The organism is Amycolatopsis nivea (assembly GCF_004522235.1).
GTDB lineage: Bacteria > Actinomycetota > Actinomycetes > Mycobacteriales > Pseudonocardiaceae > Amycolatopsis > Amycolatopsis nivea.
The window spans coordinates 28,806-48,966 of sequence record NZ_SDLT01000051.1; the positions used below are offsets into that span (position 1 = coordinate 28,806).

Genomic DNA, 20,161 nt, shown 5'->3' on the forward strand with positions numbered 1-20,161 from the left:
GAAAGGGGAGCTAGCTGCCAGCGGAGTAGGCGATGCGGCGGTGCCGTCCGGGGCGTTGGACTCGCCAGTGCCGTCCGCGCGACGAGGACCGGGCGGAGTCGCGAGCTTCCAGCGCGACGTGACGCTCCGCGAACTGTTCGGCGGTGATGCTCATCAGAACAGGGTACTTGACCTCCCCGCGGAGCAACTCGGCGTCGCGGAGCCGGCCCTCTTCCCGGAAGCCCAGCTCGCCGTGCAGCGCCAGCGAGGCGAAGTTGCTGCCGTTGACGCTCACCTCGCACGCCCGGTACCGGCACCGTTCGAACATGAACGCCAGCAGCAGCGCGACCGCGTCGGCGGCGTAACCGCAGCGGCGGTGCTGCGGGCCGATGCCGACGCCGTAGCTGAACCGGCCGGAGAACGGGTCCGTTTCGACCCACACGGAGCCGACCAGCGTCCGGTTGTGCAGGGTCTCGATCGCGAAGTGGAAGCCGTCCGGGGAGGAGTGGCCGCGGTGCGTCGCCCAGTGCCGGTAGCCGCCGACCTGCGGATCGCGCGCCCGGACCGAGTCCCGGTCGAATCCGGCGAGGGTGCGCTGGTCGCCGGGGCGGACCTCGCGCAGCCGCACCTTCCGTCCGACCTCGTCGACCCGCCACGGGGCGACGGCGCCGGACCCGGGCCGCCGAGACGCATTCGTGATCATCGGGAGTGATGGTACCGGGCCGCGCCCTGGCGCGTTCCAGAGAATCCCCCGTTCGGTTCCCGGCTTGGTTACTCGCCGCAGTTTCCCTTGGTGGGCAACGGTTTGTCCGGGTCGAACTGGCCCGGTGCCCGGCTCATCGAGGGACCGCCGTAGTCCGGGTCGCTGAACGCGGGCGCGAGGTCCTCGGGGTTGCCCGTGCGGCACGCGATGCTGGTGTAGAACCCGCCGCCGTCGCCGGTCCACAGCCCGCGGCTGCCCGGCGCCCACCGCGGGCCGCTGCGCAGGACGTAGTCGCGGTCGACCCGGACGAACGGTTCCAGATCGGCGGGGCCGTAGACGACGCGGCTGCCCGGGTCGAAGGCGTAGGCCACCACGTAGGAGACGTGCACCGTCAGCTCGCCGGATGCGCCGGGGCGGACGGTCATCCTCCCCGTCATCCGCGGCGGCACGGGAAGCAGGTGGTAGCCCTCGGCGAAGTAGGTCACGTAGCCCTGGACGTGGGCTTCCAGGTCCTTGCGCGCGTCCGGGGCAAAGAGACCGACGTACCCGGACGGATGCCGCCCGACCTGGGTGTCCGGGTCGAACTGCGCGATCTCGACCGCGTGCTTGACCTGTTCCTGCGCCTCGCCCACCTGCTTCGCGGAGAATGTGCCGACCTTCGCCGGGGCCGGGATCTTGAGCCCGGCGATGCCCTCGGGCCAGTTCTGCGCCGGGGTGTCGAGGAACGGCCGGGTCAGGTCGACGTGCCCGGAGTCCGGGAGATCGGTCGGCGCGGGCGCGGTGGTGGTGGTCAGCGCGGGTGCGGCAGGAGTGCTCCCGGCGACCTCCTCCGCGCGCGTCCCCTGCTTCCACAGGTAGAACCCCGCCGCCGCCACGACGATCACCACCGCGCCCCAGATGGCGGCCAGCCTGCGCCGACGCGCGCGGCGGCGGCCGCGGCGCAGGCCGGTCCAGGCTTCCTTCTCGGCGTGCCGCTGCCAATCCGGGTCCATCAGGTCCGGATGGCTCTCGATGTCGTGCTCGTCCACGTGCCCCCGCCTGTCTCGTCGATCTCGCATCGAAAGATCGACAACCGCGAGCAGGCGTTACGAGCGGCCGGGCTTCGCAATCATTTCGGAATCCAAGCGGGGTTCAAATCAATTTGCACGGAATGTCGGCATTCTCGTCGAGATGATACGAAGCGCACACGCGGTGGTAACCGTCCGCGATCACCAGGTCGTCGGCCGTCTCGAACCCGGGGTGGCCGTGCCCTCGGACGAGCAGGACCGGCGAGAGCGCTTTGCCGTCCTTGACCTTCTCGAGGTCCTTCGCGACGTGCGCGTTGTCTTCCGGGAGAAGCTTCAGCTTGCTGGCCCGGAGGATGTCCTTCGCTTTGCGGTGCGTCAGCTTCGCGTCTTTCAGCTGATCGACCAGACGAGTCGCGATGTCCTCGGGCGCGACCAGGGTGAGATAGTCGAATGCCGCCGGATAATCGTGCTCGTCCGGTTCATCTTTCCAGTGTTCCTTCACGACGCCTCCCTCGATTCGACGGGAGCCATTGTCGTCCGGTCGCGGGCGGGCGGGCCAGGTCCGAAGCGGTACGCGTCAGCGGCGGATCAGCCCCTGCGCCTTCCCCGCCGCCACCGCAGCGGTCCGGGAATCCACGCCGAGCTTCGTGTAAATGTGCACCAGATGCGATTTCACCGTCGCCTGGCTCAAAAACAGCCGTTTGCTGATCTCCAGGTTCGACAATCCGTCGGCGACCAGACCCAGCACCTCGATTTCCCGCGGCGACAACGCGGCCGCCGGGGTGCGCATGCGGTTCATCAGCCGGTGCGCGACCGCGAGAGCCAACACGGTCTGTCCGGTGGCGGCGTTGCGCACCGCGGCGGCGAGGTCTTCCGGCGGGGCGTCCTTCAGCAGGTATCCGGTCGCGCCCGCTTCGATCGCGGCCAGGATGTCGCCGTCGGTGTCGTACGTCGTCAGGACCAGGACTTTCGGCGCGTCGGCCGCCGCGGTGATCGCGGCCGTTGCTTCGGAGCCGTGCATTCCGGAGCCGAATTGGAGGTCCATCAGCACGACGTCCACGCCTGCCGCCAGCCGCACGGCCTCTTCGGCGGAGGACGCTTCGGCGACGACTTCCAGGTCCGGTTCGGTTTCCAGGACGGCGCGCAATCCGGCGCGGACGACGGGGTGGTCGTCGGCCAGCAGGAGGCGGATCATCGCGGGTCCACGGGGAAGCTCACGGCCAGCGCGGTGCCGTTGCCGGGCGACGATTCCACCGTCCACGAGCCGCCGAGGGAGCGGGCGCGGGCGCGCATCGCGGGCAGGCCGAAGCCGCTGCCGCCGCGCACTTCCTGCGGGTCGAAGCCGATGCCGTCGTCCACGGCGTCCAGGGTGATGCTCGTGTCCATGTAACTCAAGGTCAGCTCGGCGCGGCCGGCCGCCGCGTGCCGGACGGTGTTGGCCAGCGCCGACTGGGCGATCCGCAGCAAGGCGACCTCGTACGCGGTCGGCACGTCGAACGGGGTGCCGCTGAGGTGAAAGTGGACAGTCAGGCCGGAACGCTGTTGCGTGGTCGCGCACAGGCGTTCCAGTGCCGCGGGCAAGGACGCGCCTTCCAGTTCCACCGGGGCCAGTGCGTAGACGAGGCGGCGGGCTTCGGTGAGGTTGTCCTGGGCGGCTTGCCGGGCTTGCGTGACGTGCGGGACCGCGGCGTCGGGACGGTCCGGCAGCGCGCGCTCGGCGGCACGGAGCAGCAGGTGGATGCTCGAAAGACCCTGCGCGAGGGTGTCGTGGATTTCCCGCGCGAGGCGTTCCCGTTCGGCCAGCACGCCCGCGGAGTGTTCCATCGCGGCGAGGTCGTTGCGGGTCTCGCGGAGCTCCTCGATGAGCTGCCGCCGTTGCTCGCTCTCGCGGTAGAGCGCCTGGTAGCCGAGCACGGTGGCGATCGCGACCGCCGCCCCGAGCGCCGGGCCGATGATCACGCCGACGCTGAATCCGCCTTGGTGGCGCGTGAAACCGGCGATCGCCAGCACCGTGCTCAGCGCGACGACGGCCGGGCCCCAGCGCGTCGGCAGCAGGTGCATTTGCAGGAAGTACAGCGGGAAAGCCAGCCACACCCCGTCGGGCGTGAGCCACAGCAGCACGAGCCACGCGACGCCCAATACGGCCAGCCACCCGGCCGTCGCGCCCGGCAACCGGCCGACGCGAGGCAGCAGCGGGCCCGCGGTGTAGACGCCGCCCATCACCAACGCGCCCGCCAGCACCGCGGGCGCGTGCGGCACCCCGTCGGCGAACGCGCGCGCGACGGCGAGCACCAGCAGCCCGGCGAGCAGGAGGTGCAGGCAGACGCGCAGCACGCGCAACGGCCGGTCGAGGGTGTGCGGGTTCACGAAAGCGGCTACCTCCCCCGCCGATTGTCCGGGTCCCGGGCGGAATCCGCATCAATCGAAAGGTTGAGCGGCGAGTGCACCCATCGATTCCCGGGAGACCGTCCGCGGCGCGATGTCCCCGCGCCCCGGCCGGACGAGGGTGGGAAGCACACCGAGAAGGAAGGGACGCACATGTTCGTCGCGTGGCGGGATCTGCGCTTCGCCAAGGGGCGGTTCGCGTTGATGGGAACCGTCGTCGTGCTGATGACGTTGCTGGTCGGGCTGTTGTCCGGGCTGACCGCGGGGCTGGCCGCGCAGAGCACGTCCGCGATCACCGGGTTGAAGGCAGACCACCTGGTCTTCGCCGAACCCGGCAGCGGATCGCTCTCATTCGGACAGTCCACAGTGACCCGTGCGCAAGCCGAGCAGTACGCCCGGGTCCCGGGGGTGACCAGCGCGGAGCCGATCGCGATCAGCACGGCCAGCGCGGCGGTCGGCGAGCGCACCGCGACCTTGGCGGCGTTCGGAGTCCAAACCCAGCGCCCGGGCACCGCGGTGCTGTCCACCGAGGCGGCTGACGCGTTGAAGGCCCGCGAAGGCGATCAGCTCACCTTGCAAGGCCAGAAAGTCACCGTGTCCGCCATCTCCGGGGACGCGTCCTACAGCCATCTCCCAGTGGTGTGGACGCACCTCGCCGGTCCAAACGCGACAATGCTCGCGCTGACCACCGACCCGTCCGCCGATCTCGCCGCCGCGGACGCCCGCCTCGGCACCCGGACCGTCACGAAGGACGACGCGTTGTCCGCAATCGGTTCGTATTCGGCGGAAAACGGCTCGCTCCAGCTCATGCGCGGCTTCCTGTTCGTGATCTCCGCGCTGGTGATCGGCGCGTTCTTCACCGTGTGGACAATCCAGCGCAGCCGTGACATCGCGGTGCTGAAAGCGCTCGGCGCGACGACGAAGTACCTGCTGCGGGACGCGCTCGGCCAGGTCGTCGTGCTGCTGGTCGGCGGGACCGCGCTCGGGACCGGGCTCGCCGCGGCGCTCGGAGCGGTCGCGTCCGGGACGGTGCCGTTCATGCTCAGCGCGGGCACCTTGCTCGGCCCGGCGGCGGTGCTCGTGGCCCTCGGGGTGCTCGGCGCCGCGCTCGCGGTCCGCCGCATCACGTCCGTCGACCCGCTGACCGCCCTCACCTCCGGAGCGCACTGATGAGCCTGCACCTGTCCGGCATCACCCTCACCTACCCCGACGGCGATGCCCGCCTCACCGCACTCGACCAGGTCGACCTCCACGTGCCCGCCGGGAGCGTCGCCGCGGTGGTCGGACCGTCCGGGTCCGGCAAATCGAGCCTGCTGGCCGTCGCCGCGACGCTCATCCGGCCTGATCGCGGAAGCGTGGTCGTCGGCGGCGTCGACACCACTGATCTGGACCGCGCCGCGCTGGCGGAACTGCGGCGCACCAAGATCGGGATCGTGTTCCAGCAACCGAATCTGCTCGCGTCGCTCACCGCGGCGGAACAGCTGGAAGTCATGGCGCACCTGAGCGGAACGCCGCGCCGCGAGGCGGCGAAACGGGCCGCGGAGTTGCTCGACGCCGTCGGGCTGGCCGATCGCGCGACGCACCGGCCCGGCCGTCTTTCCGGCGGACAGCAGCAACGGGTCAACATCGCGCGCGCCTTGATGAACGAGCCCGCCGTGCTGCTGGTCGACGAACCGACGAGCGCGCTGGACCAGGACCGCGGCGCGGCGGTGATCGATCTGCTCACTACGATCACGCATCAACAGGCGACGGCAACCGTGCTGGTCACCCACGACCGCTCCCACCTCGAAGGGGTCGACTCGGTGCACGAGGTCGTCGACGGACGGATCCACCAGCCGGCCCGGGCCGGCGCCGAGGAGAACCGATGACGAAGAAAATCTACTGGGCCGCCGCGATCTACACGATCCTCGGCCTGCTCGGCGGGCTGTACTACCGCGAGCTGACCAAGGCGGAGCACTTCACCGGCGACACCCAGCTGTCCATTGTGCACACTCACCTGCTCGCGCTCGGGACGCTCGTGTTCCTGATCGTCCTGGTGCTGGACAAGGTGTTCACGCTCTCGGCGACGAGGTCGTTCGCGCCGTTCTTCTGGATTTACCACGCCGGGATGCTCGTCACGGTCGGCGGAATGGTCGTGCACGGCACGCTCACCGTGCTGGGCAAGGAATCCGGCGCGGCGATCGCCGGGATCGCCGGCCTGGGGCACATTCTGCTGACGGTCGCGTTCGTCCTGTTGTTCGTCGGTCTCCACGGCCGGATCTGGAAGCCCGCCGAGTCGAAGGCGTGACGTGAAGGACTCCTTGAGGGAATCTCATTCCCTCAAGGAGCCCTTCACGGACTTACTGGCGGCGGAAGGTGAGAGCCGCGAGGATGGCGCCAACCAGCGCGATCACCGCTGATCCGACGAACGCGACCGAGTAGCCGTTCGTCAACGCCGCCGGGTCGCCGAGCGCGCCCGCGCCGGAAGCAGCAGCCAGTGCGGTCATCACGGCCAGCCCCAGCGCCGATCCCACCTGGTAGCCGGTGTTCACGATCCCCGACGCGAGGCCGCCTTCTTCCGGCCGGGCCGCGGAAATCGCGGTGCCGAGCGACGGGATGAACGCCAGCGACATCCCCAACGCCGCGACCAGCGACGCGGGCAGAACGTCCACCCAGAAGCTGCCGTCCTCGCGCACCAGGGCGAGCCAGCCCAACCCGGCTGCCAGCAGCAGCAACCCGGCGACGATGGGCGGCTTCGGGCCGAACTTGCCGATCACCCGCGGGGCGAGGGCGATCATCCCCAGCATGATCAGCGCGGTCATCGGCAGCAGCGCCGCACCGGCCGGGAAGGCGCGGAAGCCGAGCACCTGCTGCAGGTAGAGGTTCAGGAAGAACCACATCGGAATCCACGCCGCGCCAAGGAAAACCTGCGCCAGGTTCGCCGCGCCGAGCCGCGGGGCGCGGAAGATCGACAGCCGCATCAGCGGAGTGCGGGCTTTCGCCTGCCGGACCACGAAAACCGCGAGCAGCGCGAGACCGGCACCGAGCGCGATCCACGTCGCTGCCCAGCCCGCTTCCGGAGCGCGGACGATTCCGTACACCAGGGTCCCCAGACCGAGCGTGACGGTCAGTGCGCCAAAAACGTCCACGGTGCCACGGGTTCCGGCCGCCCCGCCGGGGAGTACGGCGCGGGTGGCGAACAGCGCGAGCACCGCGATGGGCACGTTCAGATAGAAGACCCACGGCCACGACAGGTACTCGGTGATCACTCCGCCGAGGAACACCCCAGCGGTACCGCCAGCCGGAGCCGCCGCGCCGTACAGCGCGAGGGCTTTCGTCAGTTCCTTCGGGTTGCTGCCGAAGAGCATCATCAGCAACGTCAGCGCGGACGGGGCGATGAGCGCGGCTCCCGCGCCCTGCACGATCCGGCCGGCGAGTTCGACCGGCACGTTCCCGGCGGCCCCGGCGAGCACCGAACCGGCCAGGAGAATCGCCCATCCGGCGGCGAAAAGCCTTCTGGCGCCGAACAAATCCGACAGCCGCCCGCCGAGCAGCAGCAGGCCGCCGAAGGCGATCACGTAAGCGTTGAAAACCCAGGACAGCGTGCTGGGCGTGAAGCCGAGGGCGTCGCGCATGCGTGGCAGGGCGACGCCGATGATCGAGGTGTCCATGATCACCATGAACTGGGCAAGGGCGATCAGTCCGAGCGCCCACCAGCGGAGGGTGTCCGACCGGGTTTGCGGGGCAGCAGTCATCGTCTTTCGCTTTCTCTTCAAGGGGAACGGCAGCACGGCATGCGGCTGCTCAGGCGGCGTCGAGGACGAAGGCGGCGGTGCGCACGACGCCCTCGGCCTGGAAGTCGAGGTACAGCAGGTAGCGACCGGTCGTCGGGGCCTCGGCGTGGAACCGGATGTCCGGGCCGGGTTTCCCGTCGTCGAGCGCGTGGATGTGCAAGTAGGCGAGGTCGCCCTGACGCAGCGCGACCAGGTGCCCGAACGACCCCAGGTACGGCTCCAGATCGGTGACCGGCTGTCCGTCGCGGGTCACGCGCGCGGTCAGCATCGTTCCGGTGCCAGCTGCTAGCGCGCCTTCGAGAGTCACCTCGTAGCCGTCGACCTCGCTCACCGCGATCGGTTCCGCGGCCAGCGGCTGGTAGTCACCGGCGACCTCGACCGTCCGCGACAGCGTCACGCTCTCGCCGCCCGCCGGGGTCAGGTCAGCGAACACGCGGTAGGTGCCCGCCGCGTCCCAGGTCCACGGGATCGCCCAGACGCCGGTTTCCGGGTCGAGCACCGGATGACGGTGCCGGAAATGCGCGCCGTCGCTGCGGACCACGATCAGGTGCAACTGCTTGCCGTGCGCCTCCTCGTACTTGGTTACCGGTTTTCCGCCGGCGGTGGCGACGGTGAACGAAAGCTCGCCGTCCTCCCCCGCTCGAACCGGGGCGCGCACTGCGCCGAGCTGGACCTCGCCTGCCGAAAGTGCGGTGCCGTTGACGTTCATCGAACTCTCCTTCGCTCGTTCTCGACGGCACGAACTTTATACCCCCTGGGGGTATTTGGAAGCGTGTCCTGGGTCTCCTTCCGGGCGACCCCGGCCCTTGTCTCGGGCTGAGACCGGCGTTACGCTTCGTCGACGGCGGTGCGCCCGCACCGTCCGTTCCGTTCGCTCTCGAGGAGGTGCGCGTGCTTCTGACTTCCGGACAGCTCGCCGACCTCCGTCAGCGCACGCGCCAGTCCGCTTGGAACAAGGGGCGCGTCGCGCACGGCTGGCCAACGCGGCGCTGAGCGGTCTCCGCTCGGTCACGCTCCGCGCACGGGATCGCTTTCCCGTTGCCGCTCTTCCCCACGGTCCCCTGACCTGCGCCGACGCGGCGCGTCGGCGGCCGTGGCCCCAGCCGAGAAAAGACGAGAGGAACTCCGATGGTCGACCCCGAGGTGACCGTCAACGGGAAACGCACCGCGATCGGCGCCGTTCCCGTGCACACCACGGCACTGGACTGGCTCCGCGGACAGGGCCTGACCAGTTGCAAGGAGGGCTGCGCCGAAGGCGAATGCGGCGCGTGCGCGATCCTGGTCGCGCGGCCCGGCGTCGAATCCCCGACGGACCTGGTCGCGATCAACGCCTGCCTCGCCCCGGTCGGATCGCTGGACGGGCAGGAAGTGTGGACGGCCGAGGGTCTCGGGTCCACTGAGGACTTGCACCCGGTGCAGCACGAAATGGCCGTGCGCGGCGGATCCCAGTGCGGGTACTGCACTCCCGGGTTCGTCTGCAGCATGGCCGCCGAGTACTACCGCGGCGACCGCGCCGCGACCGGCGACGAGCACGCGCCGAACGGCTTCGACATCCACGCGCTGAGCGGAAACCTCTGCCGCTGCACCGGATACCGGCCGATCCGCGACGCCGCGCACGCGCTCGGCGCTCCCCCGGCCGAGGATCCGCTGGCGCAGCGCCGCACCTGCCGCGCACCGGAACCCGTTGCGACGCGACTGCACGACGACGGACGGGATTACCTCCGCCCGGCCAGCTGGAGCGAAGCGCTGCAACTGCGCCACGACCGTCCTAACGCGACTTTCGTGGCCGGGTCGACGGACTGGGGCGTCGAGGTGAACATCCGCGGCGTCCGGGCGGAGTGCGTCGTCGCCATCGACCGCGTGCCGGAACTGCAGGTGCTAAACGTCGGCGCGGACACGATCGAAATCGGGGCCGGGCTGAGCCTCACCGAAATGGACCGCCGCCTCGACGGCCGGGTGCCGTTGCTGAGCCAGCTGATTCCGCAGTTCGCGTCGCGGCTGATCCGGAACACCGCGACACTCGGCGGAAACCTCGGCACCGGTTCGCCCATCGGCGACTCCGCACCGGTGTTGCTCGCCCTGGGCGCAAGCGTCGTGTTGTCCTCTGTGGACGGAGAGCGCGAAGTGCCGCTCGACGAGTACTTCACCGGATACCGGCAGAGTGTGCGACGGCAAGACGAACTGATCCGGTCCGTGCGGATTCCCTTGCCGCTGGCCGGAACCACCGCGTTCCACAAGGTCGCCAAGCGGCGGTTCGACGACATCTCCAGCGTCGCCGTCGCGTTCGCGCTCGACATCGAGGACGGTCTCGTGCGCACCGCGCAGATCGGCCTCGGCGGGGTCGCCGCGACCCCGATTCGCGCTAAAGACACTGAAGCGGCACTCGTCGGACAGTCCTGGAACGAGGAAACCGTCCGCGCCGCGGCGGAAATCCTGCGCGGCGAGGGCACGCCGATGGACGACCATCGCGCGAGTGCCGCCTACCGCGCCGCGACGCTGGGCCGCAGCCTGCTGAAACTTCACGCCGACTCTCTTGAGGGAGCACGAGCATGAGCGCACTTTCTGAACGCCCGGAAAGCCCGTCCATCGGGATCGCCCGTCCGCACGAAGCCGCCGCCGCGCACGTCCGGGGCACCGCGCTGTACACCGACGACCTCGTCGCCCGCACGAAAGACGTCCTGCACGCATACCCCGTACAGGTACCTGAGGCGCACGCGAAGGTGCTCGCGATCCGCACCGGGGCAGCGGAAGCCGTACCCGGCGTGGTCCGCGTCCTCACCGCGGCGGATGTCCCTGGCGTCAACGATTCCGGCGTGCACCACGACGAACCGCTGTTCCCGTCCGAGGTCATGTTCTACGGCCACGCGGTGGCCTGGGTGCTCGGCGAGACGCTGGAAGCGGCGCGGCTGGGCGCGGCGGCCGTCGAGGTGGACACCGAAGCGCTGCCGTCGCTGGTGACCGTCGCCGACGCGATCGCCGCGGGCAGTTTCCAGGGCGAGCCGCGAGTGGTGGCGCGCGGCGACGTCGACCCGGCGATGGCCAGTTCAGCACACGTTTTCCGCGGCGAGTTCGACTTCGCCGGACAGGAGCACTTCTACCTGGAAACCCAGTGCGCGCTGGCGCACGTCGACGAGTCCGACCAGGTTTTCGTGCAGAGCAGCACGCAGCATCCGTCGGAAACGCAGGACATCGTGGCGCACGTGCTGGGCAAGCACAGCCACGAGGTCACCGTGCAAAGCCTGCGGATGGGCGGCGGGTTCGGCGGCAAGGAATGGCAGCCGCACGGGTACGCCGCCGTCGCCGCGCTCGGCGCGACGCTCACCGGACGTCCGGTGCGGCTGCGGCTCACCCGCACCCAGGACATGACGATGACCGGCAAACGGCACGGTTTCCGCGCCGAATGGAGCGTCGGCTTCGACTCCGACGGCAAACTGCAGGCGCTGGACGTCGTGCTGACCGCGGACGGCGGCTGGAGCCTCGACCTGTCCGAGCCAGTGCTCGCCCGCGCGCTGTGCCACGTCGACAACGCGTACTGGATCCCGCACGTCCGCGCGCTGGGGCGGATCGCGAAAACGAACAAGACGTCGCAGACCGCGTTCCGCGGATTCGGCGGGCCGCAGGGCATGTTGGTGATCGAGGACATCCTCGGCCGCTGCGCACCGCTGCTCGGCATCGACCCGGCTGAATTGCGGCGGCGCAACTTCTACTCCGAAGGCCAGGAGACGCCGTACGGCATGCCGGTGCGGCACCCGGAACGCATCCACCGGATCTGGCAGCAGCTGCTGGACTCGGGCGACGCCGAAAAGCGGCAGGCCGAGATCGCGGCGTACAACGCGAAGCACGCGCATTCCAAGCGCGGCCTCGCGATCACGCCGGTGAAGTTCGGGATTTCGTTCAACCTCACCGCGTTCAACCAGGCCGGCGCGCTGGTGCACGTCTACAAGGACGGCTCGGTGCTGATCAACCACGGCGGCACCGAAATGGGCCAGGGCCTGCACACGAAGATGCTGCAGGTGGCCGCGACCGCGCTGGGCGTGCCGCCGGAGAAGGTGCGCCTCGCCCCGACCCGGACGGACAAGGTGCCGAACACCTCGGCCACCGCGGCGAGTTCGGGCGCGGACCTCAACGGCGGCGCGGTCAAGAACGCCTGCGAGCAGATCCGCGACCGGCTGCTCACCGTCGCGGCGGGCAAGCTCGGCGTGCCCGAAAGCGACGTCCGGATCGTCCGCGGCGCCGCGCGCACCCCGTCCGGCGAGGAGATCGGCTGGGACGAACTCGTCCACGCGGCCTACTTCGACCGGGTGCACCTGTCGGCGGCCGGGTACTACCGGACCGAGGGCCTGAGCTGGGATTCCGCGACGATGAGCGGCACCCCGTTCAAGTACTTCGCCTACGGCGCGGCGCTGGCCGAGGTCGAGGTGGACGACTTCACCGGCGCGTACCGGACGCGGCGGGTCGACATCGTGCACGACGTCGGCGACAGCCTGTCCCCGCTGATCGACATCGGCCAGATCGAGGGCGGGTTCGTGCAGGGCATGGGCTGGCTGACTTTGGAAGACCTGCGCTGGGACGAGTCCGACCGGCCCTCTCGCGGACGGCTCGCGACCCAGGCGGCGAGCACGTACAAGCTGCCGAGTTTTTCGGAGATGCCGGAGGTCTTCAACGTCACGCTGCTGACCGACGCCGCCGAAGAAGGCGCGGTCTACGGCTCGAAGGCGGTCGGCGAACCGCCGTTGATGCTGGCCTTCGCGGTGCGGGAAGCGTTGCGGCAGGCGGTCTCCGCGTTCGGCGAGCCCGGGCACAGCGTCGATCTCGCTTCGCCGGCGACACCGGAGGCCGTGTTCTGGGCGATCGACCGTGCCGTCACCGCCGCTCCGGTGGTCGAGGAGCAGGTACCGGATCTGGTGGGCCAGCCGTGAACTGGCTCAGCGCGGTCCAGCACCTGCGGGACGCGGGGCTGCCCGGCGTGCTCGTCACCGTGACGTCCTCGCGCGGGCACACCCCGCGCGAGGGCGGCGCGAAAATGGTGGTCGGCTCGTCGGAAACGCACGGCACGATCGGCGGCGGCAACGCCGAGGCGGTCGCGATCGAGCGGGCCCGGGAGCTGTTGCGGGACAACGCGACCGCGCCGGTGCTGCAAACGCTTTCGTTGTCCGACAAGGCTCCTTACCAGCACGGCGTGCAATGCTGCGGAGGGACGATGACGCTGTTGTTCGAGCCGCTGCCGGTGCGTCCGGCGGTCGCGGTCTTCGGGGTCGGGCACGTCGGCCTCGAGCTGGCGCGGGTGCTCGCCCGGCACGAAATTTCGCTGCACCTGATCGACAGCCGGCCCGCCCAGCTCACTGCGGAACGGCTGGCGGTGCTCGACGACGCCGTGGCCAGCGTGCACGTCCACCAGGTCCCGCTGCTGCCGGAAACGGTGCTGTCGGAACTGCCCGCGGGCACGCACGTGCTGATCATGACGCACGACCACGCCGAGGACATCGCGCTGTGCGACGCGGCTCTGCGCAGCGGCACCTGCGGGTCGATCGGGCTGATCGGGTCCGCCGGGAAGTGGTCGCGGTTCCGGAAACGGCTGACCGATCTCGGGCACGACGAGGCGGCGCTGTCCCGGATCACGACGCCGATCGGGCTTCCGGACCTGACCGGGAAGGAACCGGCGGTGATCGCGGTGAGCGTCGCGGCTTCGTTGCTGCAGAAATTCCAGGCGCGCGTCCAGCCGGGAGCCCTTAAGGCGTAATTCGCTTGCCTGCCCCCGGGAGCACGACTGGGATACGGGGAGACACCGTCAGCTCCTGGGGGCCTCCTGCGATGGAAATCCGGCGCAACAACGACTACGAGCTCTTCTTCAGCACCGTGCAGGCCGCGTTCGGCCGGTACTGGCCCGACTCGGCGGGCAGCGGGATCCTGGGCGCTTTCGAGAGCGAACGGAGCTTGATCGCCCACGCGCCGGACGGGAAACCGGTCGGCACCACCGGCGCGTACTCCTTCGACCTCACGCTTCCGGGCGACGTGCTCGCCTCCGCCGCCGGCGTGACCGCCGTCGGGGTGCTGCCGACGCATCGGCGGCAGGGCGTGCTGCGCGCGATGATGCAGGAACACCTCGCCGACGTCCGCGCTCGCGGGGAGTTCCTGTCGGTCCTGCTCTGCTCTGAAGCGGTGATCTACCGGCGATTCGGCTACGGACCGGCCACCTACACGGAGCAGATGACCGTCGAACGGCACCGCTCCGGTTTCGGCGCCCCACGTGGCGGTACGCCGGTCGCGACCGGCTCCGTCGAGTTGCTCCGGCGCGTCGACTGCGGTGAGCTGCTGGAAGAGATCTACGACCGCTACCGCCGCACCCAGCCCGGCGCGTTGTCGCGACCGCACCGCTGGTGGGCGCTGGGCGCGGGACATCCGCCAACTGGCCCGGAGCCGCGGTACCTCGCCGTGCACCGCGACGCGGACGGCACGGCTGACGGGTACGCGAGCTACCTGGTCAACGACGCCGTTCTGACCGTCGACGAGGTCATCGCCGTCGACGACCCGGCTTTCACCTCGCTCACGCAGTACCTGCTGGGGCACGATCTGGTGAAGAAGATCGACTTCCGGCACCTCCCGCCGGGGAACCCGCTGCGCTGGCAGCTGGCGGACCTGCGCGCGGGCGAACCCACCACGACGGACTGGCTCTGGGTGCGTTTGCTGGACATCCCGCGCGCCCTGACCAGCCGTGGTTGGTTCACGGACGGGTCGCTGGTGCTCGACGTGACGGACCCGTTCCTGGCGGAGGACGGCCGGTACCGGCTCACGGTGCGCGACGGGAAGGCGGAGTGCGTGCGGACGGATCTCGCGCCGGACTTGTCGCTGGATGTGAGCGATCTCGGGTCGATTTATCTCGGCGGGACCTTGCCTAGTGTGCTGGTGCGGGCTGGGCATGTTCAGGCGCACCACGGAGACGCGGCCGGGGCGGCGGACGCGCTGTTCCGATCGGATCGCGCGCCCCACTGCGTGCACTGGTTCTAAACCAGCACCTCAGCCGCCAACCAGCGCGCATACGCGGCGTCAAGGCCGTCCAGATGACCCCGCGCCGGACCTGTCGCTGAGCGAGAGCGATCTGCCCCGGCGAGACCTCGCCGAGTGTGCTGGTGCGGGCTGGGCATGTGCGGGCGCACCACGTAGAAGCGGCCGGGGCGGCGGACGCGCTGTTCCGATCGGATCGCGCGCCCCACTGCGTGCACTGGTTCTAAACCAGCACCTCAGCCGCCAACCGGCGCGCGTACGCCGCGTCGAGGCCGTCCGGGCGGAACAGGATTCGGTACATGATCGGGGCCACCACCCGGTCCATCACCGTCTCCGCGGCCGGTGCGGCCTCGCCCCGGGCGACCGCCCTGGCCAGGACCACTTCCACCTGGTCGACGGCGTATGCCGAGCACTGTCCGGCGTTGCTGCCGTCCGGATCGCCGAGCAGCGCGTCGCGGATGTAGGCGCGGCCCGCCGGCGAGGACATTTCGTCCAGGAACAGTTCGGTCCACGCCGTCAGGTCCTCTGCCAGCGAACCGTGGTCCTCCGGCGGGGCTTCCGGGCGCAGCCGCTCGACCGCGACGTCCGACAGGAGTTCCTGCAGGTCGCCCCAGCGCCGGTAGATCGTCGACGGCGTGACGCCCGCGCGGGCGGCGACCTGCGGCACGGTCAGCGCGTCCCGGCCCGATTCGGCGATCAGGTCGCGGACGGCGGCGTGCACCGATTCCTGGACTCGCGCGCTGCGCCCGCCCGGGCGCACCATCCGCTTCTGGCTCACCGTGTCACTGTAAGCCGCGCCCGTTCCAGTGCGTGTCCGGTCCGCAGCAGCACGGACTCGCCATGCGGCCGGGCAAGGAGTTGCAGCCCGATCGGCATCCCGTCGGGATCGTCGCCGATCGGGAGCGTCAAGGCGGGCACGCCGGTGATGTTCGCCGGGGCCGAGAGCCGGATGTACGCGTCCGAGACTGTTTCGACACTCCCGTCCGACCAGGTGACAGTCTCTTGTCCGGCGGGAACGGCGGTGGTCGGGACGGTCGGCGCGGCGAGAACGTCGATCTTGTCGAACAGCCGCGCCCATTCCTGGCGCATGAGGGTGCGGGCGCGTTGGGCACGCAGGTAGTCCCCCGCGCTCATCAGCTCGCCGGCTTCGAGCAGGACGCGGACGTCGGCGGCGTACTGGTCGGGCACGCTGCGGATGCTTCGTTCGTGATATGCCGTGGCCTCGGGAACCATCAGGCCCCAGTGCGTCGCCTGGAGGTAGCGGGTCATCGGGATTTCGACGTCGACCAGCTTCGCGCCCAGTTCGGCGAGGTGGTCGATCGCCTCGCGGACGGCGGTTTCCACGGCCGGGTCGAGGTGGTCGAAGTAGTAGTTGCCCGGCACCCCGACGCGGAGCCCGGTCAGATCTTCGTCAAGGGAGAATGACTGTCCAATGAGGACGGACAGAACCAGCGCGGCGTCCGCAACGGTGCGGGTGATCGGGCCGACATGGTCCAGCGACCAGGACACCGACGTCACGCCGTTCCGCGGGATGAGGCCGTAAGTCGGCTTGAGGCCGACGACTCCGTTCAGCGCGGCGGGGACCCGGATCGAACCGCCGGTGTCGGTGCCGAGGGCGAAAGTCGCGGCACCCGCGGCGACGGCCACTGCCGAACCGCCGCTGGATCCTCCGGCGACACGGGACGGGTTGCGGGCGTTGTGCGTCTGCGGAGTCGTGAGGCCGTAAGCGAATTCGTGCGTATGGGTTTTGCCGAGGAGGACCGTTCCGGCGGCCTTGAGCTGGGCCGCGACAGTGCTGTCCCGCTCGGCGCGATGCCCGGCGCGGACCTGGGAACTGGCAGTGGTCGCGGTTCCGGCGACGTCGATCAGGTCCTTCAATCCCATGGGGATGCCGTGCAGCGGGCCGCGGAGGTCGCCGAGTTCCGCAGCTTCCGCACGAGCCCGATCGGCGTCCACCGAGACGTACGCGTGCAGGCGGGGTTCTACCTCGTCGATGCGCGCCAGGACATCTTCGACCAGCTCCGTCGGCGACACCCGCCGGTCCCGGATCGCGGCAGAGGCTTCGGTGAGAGTGAGGTCAGCGAGCGACATGGCTCTCCTCCGCACGGTAGAGGGAAGCCGGTGGGGTGTCGCCGAAATCCAGGTCGCGCAGGACAGTCACCACGGAGTGGATGTGGTTGGCGACGGCGGCGACGTCGGAATGCCGGGCGGCAGCCAGCGGCAACCCGGCTCGGGCGGCCAGGCTCGCCGCCTCCTCGGGGGTCAGGTCGGACACAAGGACTCCTAAAAGCTAAACGTTTGCGTTAAGCGACAGTAGCGGCTACCGTGGCTTAACGCAAACATGTTGCGTTAAGGAGGCGTTGCCCATGTCCTGGACCGTCGGCGAGATCGCTGTCCACCGGATCGACGAGATCGAATTCCCCGCCGCGACCGGGCCCTGGCTGCTCCCCGGTGCGACCGCGGAGGTCGTCTCGGGCGAGGACTGGCTGCGGCCGGACTTCGCCGACGGCGGCTCGATCCGCTTGCACAGCCACAGTTTCGCGTTCGAGAAGGACGGGATGAAAATCCTCGTGGACACCGGGATCGGCAACGGGAAGACCCGCGCCAACCCGGCGTGGCACGGTCTCGACACCGGATACCTGGACGCGCTGGCCGCCGCTGGGTTCGCGCCGGACGAGGTCGACCTGGTGCTGCTCACCCACCTGCACGCCGACCACGTCGGCTGGAACACCCGCGAGCAGGACGGCGAGTGGGTGCCGACGTTCCCGTCCGCGCGGCATGTCACCGCGCGCGTCGAGCGGGAGTTCTGGGCGGGCTACGCGATGGACGAACCGCGGCGGCAGATGTTCGAGGATTCCGTGCTGCCAGTGGAACGGCCGGGTCTGCTGGACCTGGTCGACGTCCCGGCGGACGGGGTGGAAATCGTGTCCGGCGTGCGGTTGCTGCCGACGCCCGGCCACACGCCGGGGCACGTCTCGATCGAACTGCGCAGTGCCGGCGAGACCGCGCTCATCACCGGGGACGCGGTACACCATCCGGTGCAGTTCGCGCACCCGGAGATCGGCGCGTCTGTGGACATCGACCCGGCGGAATCCGAGAAAACCCGCCGCCGCCTGCTCGCCGAACTGGCCGATTCGCGCGCGCTCGTACTGGGCACACACTTCACCCCGCCCACCGGCGGCCACCTGGTGCGGCACGGGTCCAGCTACCGGCTCGTGGAAAAGCCGTGAAGGACTCCTTGGGGGAATCTGAGTCCCGCAAGGAGTCCTTCACGGACCTCAAAACCGCCCGGGGTGCTCAGTCAACGGATGCACGGACTTCCTCCTCCGTCTTCCCAGCCACCGAACCAAGATCGACCGACTTCGTCTCCTTCGCCAGCAACGAGGCCACCAGCGAGATCAAACCCATCACCGCCAGATAGACCCCGATCGCATACCCGGTGCCGAACTTCGCGTACAGCCCGATCGCGATGATCGGCGCGAGCGAACCAGCCAGCACCGACGCCAGGTTGTACGCCAGCGAAACCCCGGAATATCGCACCTCCGTCGGGAACAATTCCGCGAAGAACGCGCCGATCACCGAGCTGTACGCGGCGAAGATCAGCAACCCGCCTGCCACCGCGACCGTGATCAATCCGGGACTGCGCGTGTCGACCAGTGCGAAGAACACGAACGCCCACACGATCGTCGCCACCGAGGCGACCACGTAGATCGGCCGTCGTCCGATCCGGTCGGCCAGCAGGGCGAACAGCGGAATCGTCACCACCGCACACGCCTGCCCGACCAGCACCGCCGTCAATCCGACCGAACTGTCCATTTTGAGCGCAGTCGTGACATAAGTGATCACGAACAACGAGAACAGATAGAACCCGGCGTTCTCCCCGAAACGCGTTGCCGCGGCGAGCAAAACACTCCGCCAATGCTTGCGGACCACCACACCGGCAGGCATCCCCTTCGGCTTCGGCGCTTCCTTGAACAACGGAGTTTCCGCGACATAAAGCCGCAGCCACAACCCGATCAAGACCAGCACCGCGGACAAGCCGAACGCGATCCGCCAGCCCCAAGACAGGAATTGCGCCGACGGCATCACCGCGCCGAGCACCGCCAGCACACCGGCGGCGAGCAGATTCCCCAGCGGCGGCCCGACATTCGGCCACGAAGACCAGAACGCGCGACGCGCACTGCCGCCGTGTTCGGACACCAGCAGCACGGCCCCGCCCCATTCCCCGCCGAGCGCGAATCCCTGCACCAGGCGACAGACGACGAGCAGCAATGGTGCCAGCACACCGACAGCTTCGTACGTGGGCAGCAGAGCGATCAAGAACGTCGAAGCACCCATCAAAAGCAAACTGGCGATGAGCGTCGAACGTCGTCCCTTGCGGTCGCCGAGGTGGCCGAGCACGACCGCGCCCAGCGGACGCGCCAGGAATCCGACGGCGTAGGTGGCGAAAGCGAGCACCGTGCCGACCAACGGGTCGTGCGAAGGGAAATACAGTTTGTTGAAGACCAAAGTGGACGCGGTGCCGTACAGAAAGAAGTCGTACCATTCGACGGCGGTGCCGGCGAGACTCGACGCCGCCACCACCCCCAGCCGCGTGTGCGGGCGTTTTCTGTTACGTTCGCGAGAGGTATCGGCCATTTCGGCTCCTGTGGTCGGAGGGTCCGTGACGCGGATGAAGTGCTGATGCCGGAAGCCTCGGTGGCTGTTGGCGCAGCCACCGAGGCGTGCTCCCCCCTGGGAACTGCCTCAGAAGAACCAGTGCACGGGCTCGTTGGCCCGGTCGGCGACGTCGGCGAACCGGCCCCCGTGGAACGCCAGCGGGTCGCCGTCGCGCTCGCACACGCTGCGCACGTGCCCGAACACGACCACGTGGTCGCCGGCGACCAGATGCCGTTCGACGTCGCATTCGAGGTGCGCGAAGGCGTCCGGGATCACCGGCACGCGGTGGCGGCCCTCGGTCACCTCCAGCCCGGCGAAGTGGTCCTCGCCGCGACGGGCGAAGCGGAGCGCGAGCTGTTCCTGCCGCGCGGACAGGATGTTGACCGCGAACCGGCCCGCCTCGACGACCGCGTCGGTGCTGCGCGCGCCGGTCGTCAGGCACACCAGCAGCAGCGGCGGGTCGAGCGAAACCGACGTCAGCGAGTTGACGGTCATCCCGTGCGGCACCCCCGCCGCCCGGGTGGTGACCACCGCGACGCCGGTCGCGAAACGCCCCATCGTGCGGCGCATCGTCATCGGGTCGACCTCGGCCGAGGAAGTGATCATGACGTTCTCCTTGCGAAGGGAGCGGCGGTCCCGTGACCGCCGCTCCC

General features: G+C 69.6%; 20 protein-coding genes. 8 read left to right on the forward strand and 12 right to left on the reverse strand.

Annotated elements, in window-relative coordinates:
- Positions 1 to 10 precede the first annotated feature (10 nt).
- The 5 genes from EIZ44_RS39235 to EIZ44_RS39255 all read right to left on the reverse strand — a co-directional run bounded on the left by EIZ44_RS39235 (position 11) and on the right by EIZ44_RS39255 (position 4,056).
- Positions 11 to 607, reverse strand: a complete 597-nt coding sequence (locus EIZ44_RS39235) for a GNAT family N-acetyltransferase (protein WP_134734056.1) — start codon at positions 605 to 607, stop codon at positions 11 to 13.
- Between the two features lie 143 nt (positions 608 to 750).
- Positions 751 to 1,710 (reverse strand): hypothetical protein, encoded by a 960-nt coding sequence (locus EIZ44_RS39240; RefSeq protein WP_134734037.1) that lies wholly within the window; start codon positions 1,708 to 1,710, stop codon positions 751 to 753.
- Positions 1,711 to 1,813: 103 nt separating this feature from the next.
- A complete protein-coding gene (locus EIZ44_RS39245; protein WP_037814893.1) occupies positions 1,814 to 2,191 on the reverse strand; it encodes a hypothetical protein in 378 nt (125 codons plus the stop codon).
- Positions 2,192 to 2,266: 75 nt separating this feature from the next.
- On the reverse strand, positions 2,267 to 2,884 hold the full coding sequence (locus EIZ44_RS39250; protein ID WP_134734038.1) for a response regulator: 618 nt from the start codon (positions 2,882 to 2,884) through the stop codon (positions 2,267 to 2,269).
- Positions 2,881 to 4,056: a sensor histidine kinase gene (locus EIZ44_RS39255; RefSeq protein ID WP_134734039.1), complete on the reverse strand. Its 1,176-nt coding sequence runs from the start codon at positions 4,054 to 4,056 to the stop codon at positions 2,881 to 2,883. The genes EIZ44_RS39250 and EIZ44_RS39255 overlap by 4 nt, the downstream gene beginning before the upstream one ends.
- A 171-nt stretch (positions 4,057 to 4,227) precedes the next feature.
- On the opposite strand from EIZ44_RS39255, the gene EIZ44_RS39260 reads away from it, so the two are divergent.
- From EIZ44_RS39260 to EIZ44_RS39270, 3 genes are read left to right on the forward strand one after another with little or no spacing between them, the layout of a single operon-like run.
- Positions 4,228 to 5,244: an ABC transporter permease gene (locus EIZ44_RS39260; protein WP_134663546.1), complete on the forward strand. Its 1,017-nt coding sequence runs from the start codon at positions 4,228 to 4,230 to the stop codon at positions 5,242 to 5,244.
- Positions 5,244 to 5,942 carry an ABC transporter ATP-binding protein gene (locus EIZ44_RS39265; protein WP_134663547.1) on the forward strand — a complete coding sequence of 233 codons (699 nt, stop codon included), beginning with the start codon at positions 5,244 to 5,246 and terminating at the stop codon, positions 5,940 to 5,942. The genes EIZ44_RS39260 and EIZ44_RS39265 overlap by 1 nt, the downstream gene beginning before the upstream one ends.
- A complete protein-coding gene (locus tag EIZ44_RS39270; RefSeq protein ID WP_134734040.1) occupies positions 5,939 to 6,361 on the forward strand; it encodes a DUF2871 domain-containing protein in 423 nt (140 codons plus the stop codon). Before EIZ44_RS39265 ends, EIZ44_RS39270 begins: the two co-directional genes overlap by 4 nt.
- A 52-nt stretch (positions 6,362 to 6,413) precedes the next feature.
- Here the strand turns inward: EIZ44_RS39270 and EIZ44_RS39275 are convergent, their stop codons facing one another.
- Positions 6,414 to 7,808 carry an MFS transporter gene (locus tag EIZ44_RS39275; RefSeq protein WP_134734041.1) on the reverse strand — a complete coding sequence of 465 codons (1,395 nt, stop codon included), beginning with the start codon at positions 7,806 to 7,808 and terminating at the stop codon, positions 6,414 to 6,416.
- Between the two features lie 49 nt (positions 7,809 to 7,857).
- A complete protein-coding gene (locus tag EIZ44_RS39280) occupies positions 7,858 to 8,556 on the reverse strand; it encodes a DUF8832 domain-containing protein (RefSeq protein ID WP_205673450.1) in 699 nt (232 codons plus the stop codon).
- A gap of 419 nt (positions 8,557 to 8,975) precedes the next feature.
- Here EIZ44_RS39280 and EIZ44_RS39285 point away from each other — a divergent pair, with 419 nt between their 5' ends.
- The 4 genes from EIZ44_RS39285 to EIZ44_RS39300 all read left to right on the forward strand — a co-directional run bounded on the left by EIZ44_RS39285 (position 8,976) and on the right by EIZ44_RS39300 (position 14,852).
- A complete protein-coding gene (locus EIZ44_RS39285; RefSeq protein ID WP_134734042.1) occupies positions 8,976 to 10,400 on the forward strand; it encodes a xanthine dehydrogenase small subunit in 1,425 nt (474 codons plus the stop codon).
- Positions 10,397 to 12,766 (forward strand): xanthine dehydrogenase molybdopterin binding subunit, encoded by a 2,370-nt coding sequence (gene xdhB, locus EIZ44_RS39290; RefSeq protein WP_134734043.1) that lies wholly within the window; start codon positions 10,397 to 10,399, stop codon positions 12,764 to 12,766. Before EIZ44_RS39285 ends, xdhB begins: the two co-directional genes overlap by 4 nt.
- Positions 12,763 to 13,587: a xanthine dehydrogenase accessory protein XdhC gene (gene xdhC, locus EIZ44_RS39295; RefSeq protein ID WP_134734044.1), complete on the forward strand. Its 825-nt coding sequence runs from the start codon at positions 12,763 to 12,765 to the stop codon at positions 13,585 to 13,587. The genes xdhB and xdhC overlap by 4 nt, the downstream gene beginning before the upstream one ends.
- A 71-nt stretch (positions 13,588 to 13,658) precedes the next feature.
- Positions 13,659 to 14,852, forward strand: a complete 1,194-nt coding sequence (locus EIZ44_RS39300; RefSeq protein ID WP_134734045.1) for a GNAT family N-acetyltransferase — start codon at positions 13,659 to 13,661, stop codon at positions 14,850 to 14,852.
- A gap of 220 nt (positions 14,853 to 15,072) precedes the next feature.
- Here the strand turns inward: EIZ44_RS39300 and EIZ44_RS39310 are convergent, their stop codons facing one another.
- From EIZ44_RS39310 to EIZ44_RS39320, 3 genes are read right to left on the reverse strand one after another with little or no spacing between them, the layout of a single operon-like run.
- Entirely contained in the window at positions 15,073 to 15,627 is a 555-nt protein-coding gene (locus EIZ44_RS39310; protein WP_043840193.1) for a TetR/AcrR family transcriptional regulator, read from the reverse strand.
- Positions 15,624 to 16,940, reverse strand: coding sequence for an amidase (locus tag EIZ44_RS39315; RefSeq protein WP_134734046.1), 1,317 nt, complete (start codon positions 16,938 to 16,940; stop codon positions 15,624 to 15,626). The genes EIZ44_RS39310 and EIZ44_RS39315 overlap by 4 nt, the downstream gene beginning before the upstream one ends.
- The gene (locus tag EIZ44_RS39320; protein ID WP_037814852.1) at positions 16,927 to 17,124 is read right to left on the reverse strand and encodes a hypothetical protein; all 198 of its coding nucleotides are present in this window, start codon (positions 17,122 to 17,124) and stop codon (positions 16,927 to 16,929) included. The genes EIZ44_RS39315 and EIZ44_RS39320 overlap by 14 nt, the downstream gene beginning before the upstream one ends.
- Before the next feature lie 91 nt (positions 17,125 to 17,215).
- Here EIZ44_RS39320 and EIZ44_RS39325 point away from each other — a divergent pair, with 91 nt between their 5' ends.
- Positions 17,216 to 18,079: an MBL fold metallo-hydrolase gene (locus EIZ44_RS39325; RefSeq protein ID WP_134734047.1), complete on the forward strand. Its 864-nt coding sequence runs from the start codon at positions 17,216 to 17,218 to the stop codon at positions 18,077 to 18,079.
- A 67-nt stretch (positions 18,080 to 18,146) separates the two neighbouring features.
- Here the strand turns inward: EIZ44_RS39325 and EIZ44_RS39330 are convergent, their stop codons facing one another.
- Both EIZ44_RS39330 and EIZ44_RS39335 read right to left on the reverse strand, forming a co-directional pair.
- Positions 18,147 to 19,487 (reverse strand): MFS transporter, encoded by a 1,341-nt coding sequence (locus tag EIZ44_RS39330; RefSeq protein WP_134734048.1) that lies wholly within the window; start codon positions 19,485 to 19,487, stop codon positions 18,147 to 18,149.
- Between the two features lie 108 nt (positions 19,488 to 19,595).
- Positions 19,596 to 20,114 carry a flavin reductase family protein gene (locus EIZ44_RS39335; RefSeq protein ID WP_037814847.1) on the reverse strand — a complete coding sequence of 173 codons (519 nt, stop codon included), beginning with the start codon at positions 20,112 to 20,114 and terminating at the stop codon, positions 19,596 to 19,598.
- Between the last annotated feature and the right edge of the window lie 47 nt (positions 20,115 to 20,161).

Coding starts and splice junctions, on each gene's coding strand:
- EIZ44_RS39300 (WP_134734045.1), top strand. CDS start 13,659: ATGGAAATCCGGCGCAACAACGACTACGAGCTCTTCTTCAGCACCGTG.
- EIZ44_RS39285 (WP_134734042.1), top strand. CDS start 8,976: ATGGTCGACCCCGAGGTGACCGTCAACGGGAAACGCACCGCGATCGGC.
- EIZ44_RS39315 (WP_134734046.1), bottom strand. CDS start 16,940: ATGTCGCTCGCTGACCTCACTCTCACCGAAGCCTCTGCCGCGATCCGG.
- EIZ44_RS39260 (WP_134663546.1), top strand. CDS start 4,228: ATGTTCGTCGCGTGGCGGGATCTGCGCTTCGCCAAGGGGCGGTTCGCG.
- EIZ44_RS39335 (WP_037814847.1), bottom strand. CDS start 20,114: ATGATCACTTCCTCGGCCGAGGTCGACCCGATGACGATGCGCCGCACG.
- EIZ44_RS39270 (WP_134734040.1), top strand. CDS start 5,939: ATGACGAAGAAAATCTACTGGGCCGCCGCGATCTACACGATCCTCGGC.
- xdhB (WP_134734043.1), top strand. CDS start 10,397: ATGAGCGCACTTTCTGAACGCCCGGAAAGCCCGTCCATCGGGATCGCC.
- EIZ44_RS39330 (WP_134734048.1), bottom strand. CDS start 19,487: ATGGCCGATACCTCTCGCGAACGTAACAGAAAACGCCCGCACACGCGG.
- EIZ44_RS39280 (WP_205673450.1), bottom strand. CDS start 8,556: ATGAACGTCAACGGCACCGCACTTTCGGCAGGCGAGGTCCAGCTCGGC.
- EIZ44_RS39265 (WP_134663547.1), top strand. CDS start 5,244: ATGAGCCTGCACCTGTCCGGCATCACCCTCACCTACCCCGACGGCGAT.
- EIZ44_RS39250 (WP_134734038.1), bottom strand. CDS start 2,884: ATGATCCGCCTCCTGCTGGCCGACGACCACCCCGTCGTCCGCGCCGGA.
- EIZ44_RS39325 (WP_134734047.1), top strand. CDS start 17,216: ATGTCCTGGACCGTCGGCGAGATCGCTGTCCACCGGATCGACGAGATC.
- EIZ44_RS39275 (WP_134734041.1), bottom strand. CDS start 7,808: ATGACTGCTGCCCCGCAAACCCGGTCGGACACCCTCCGCTGGTGGGCG.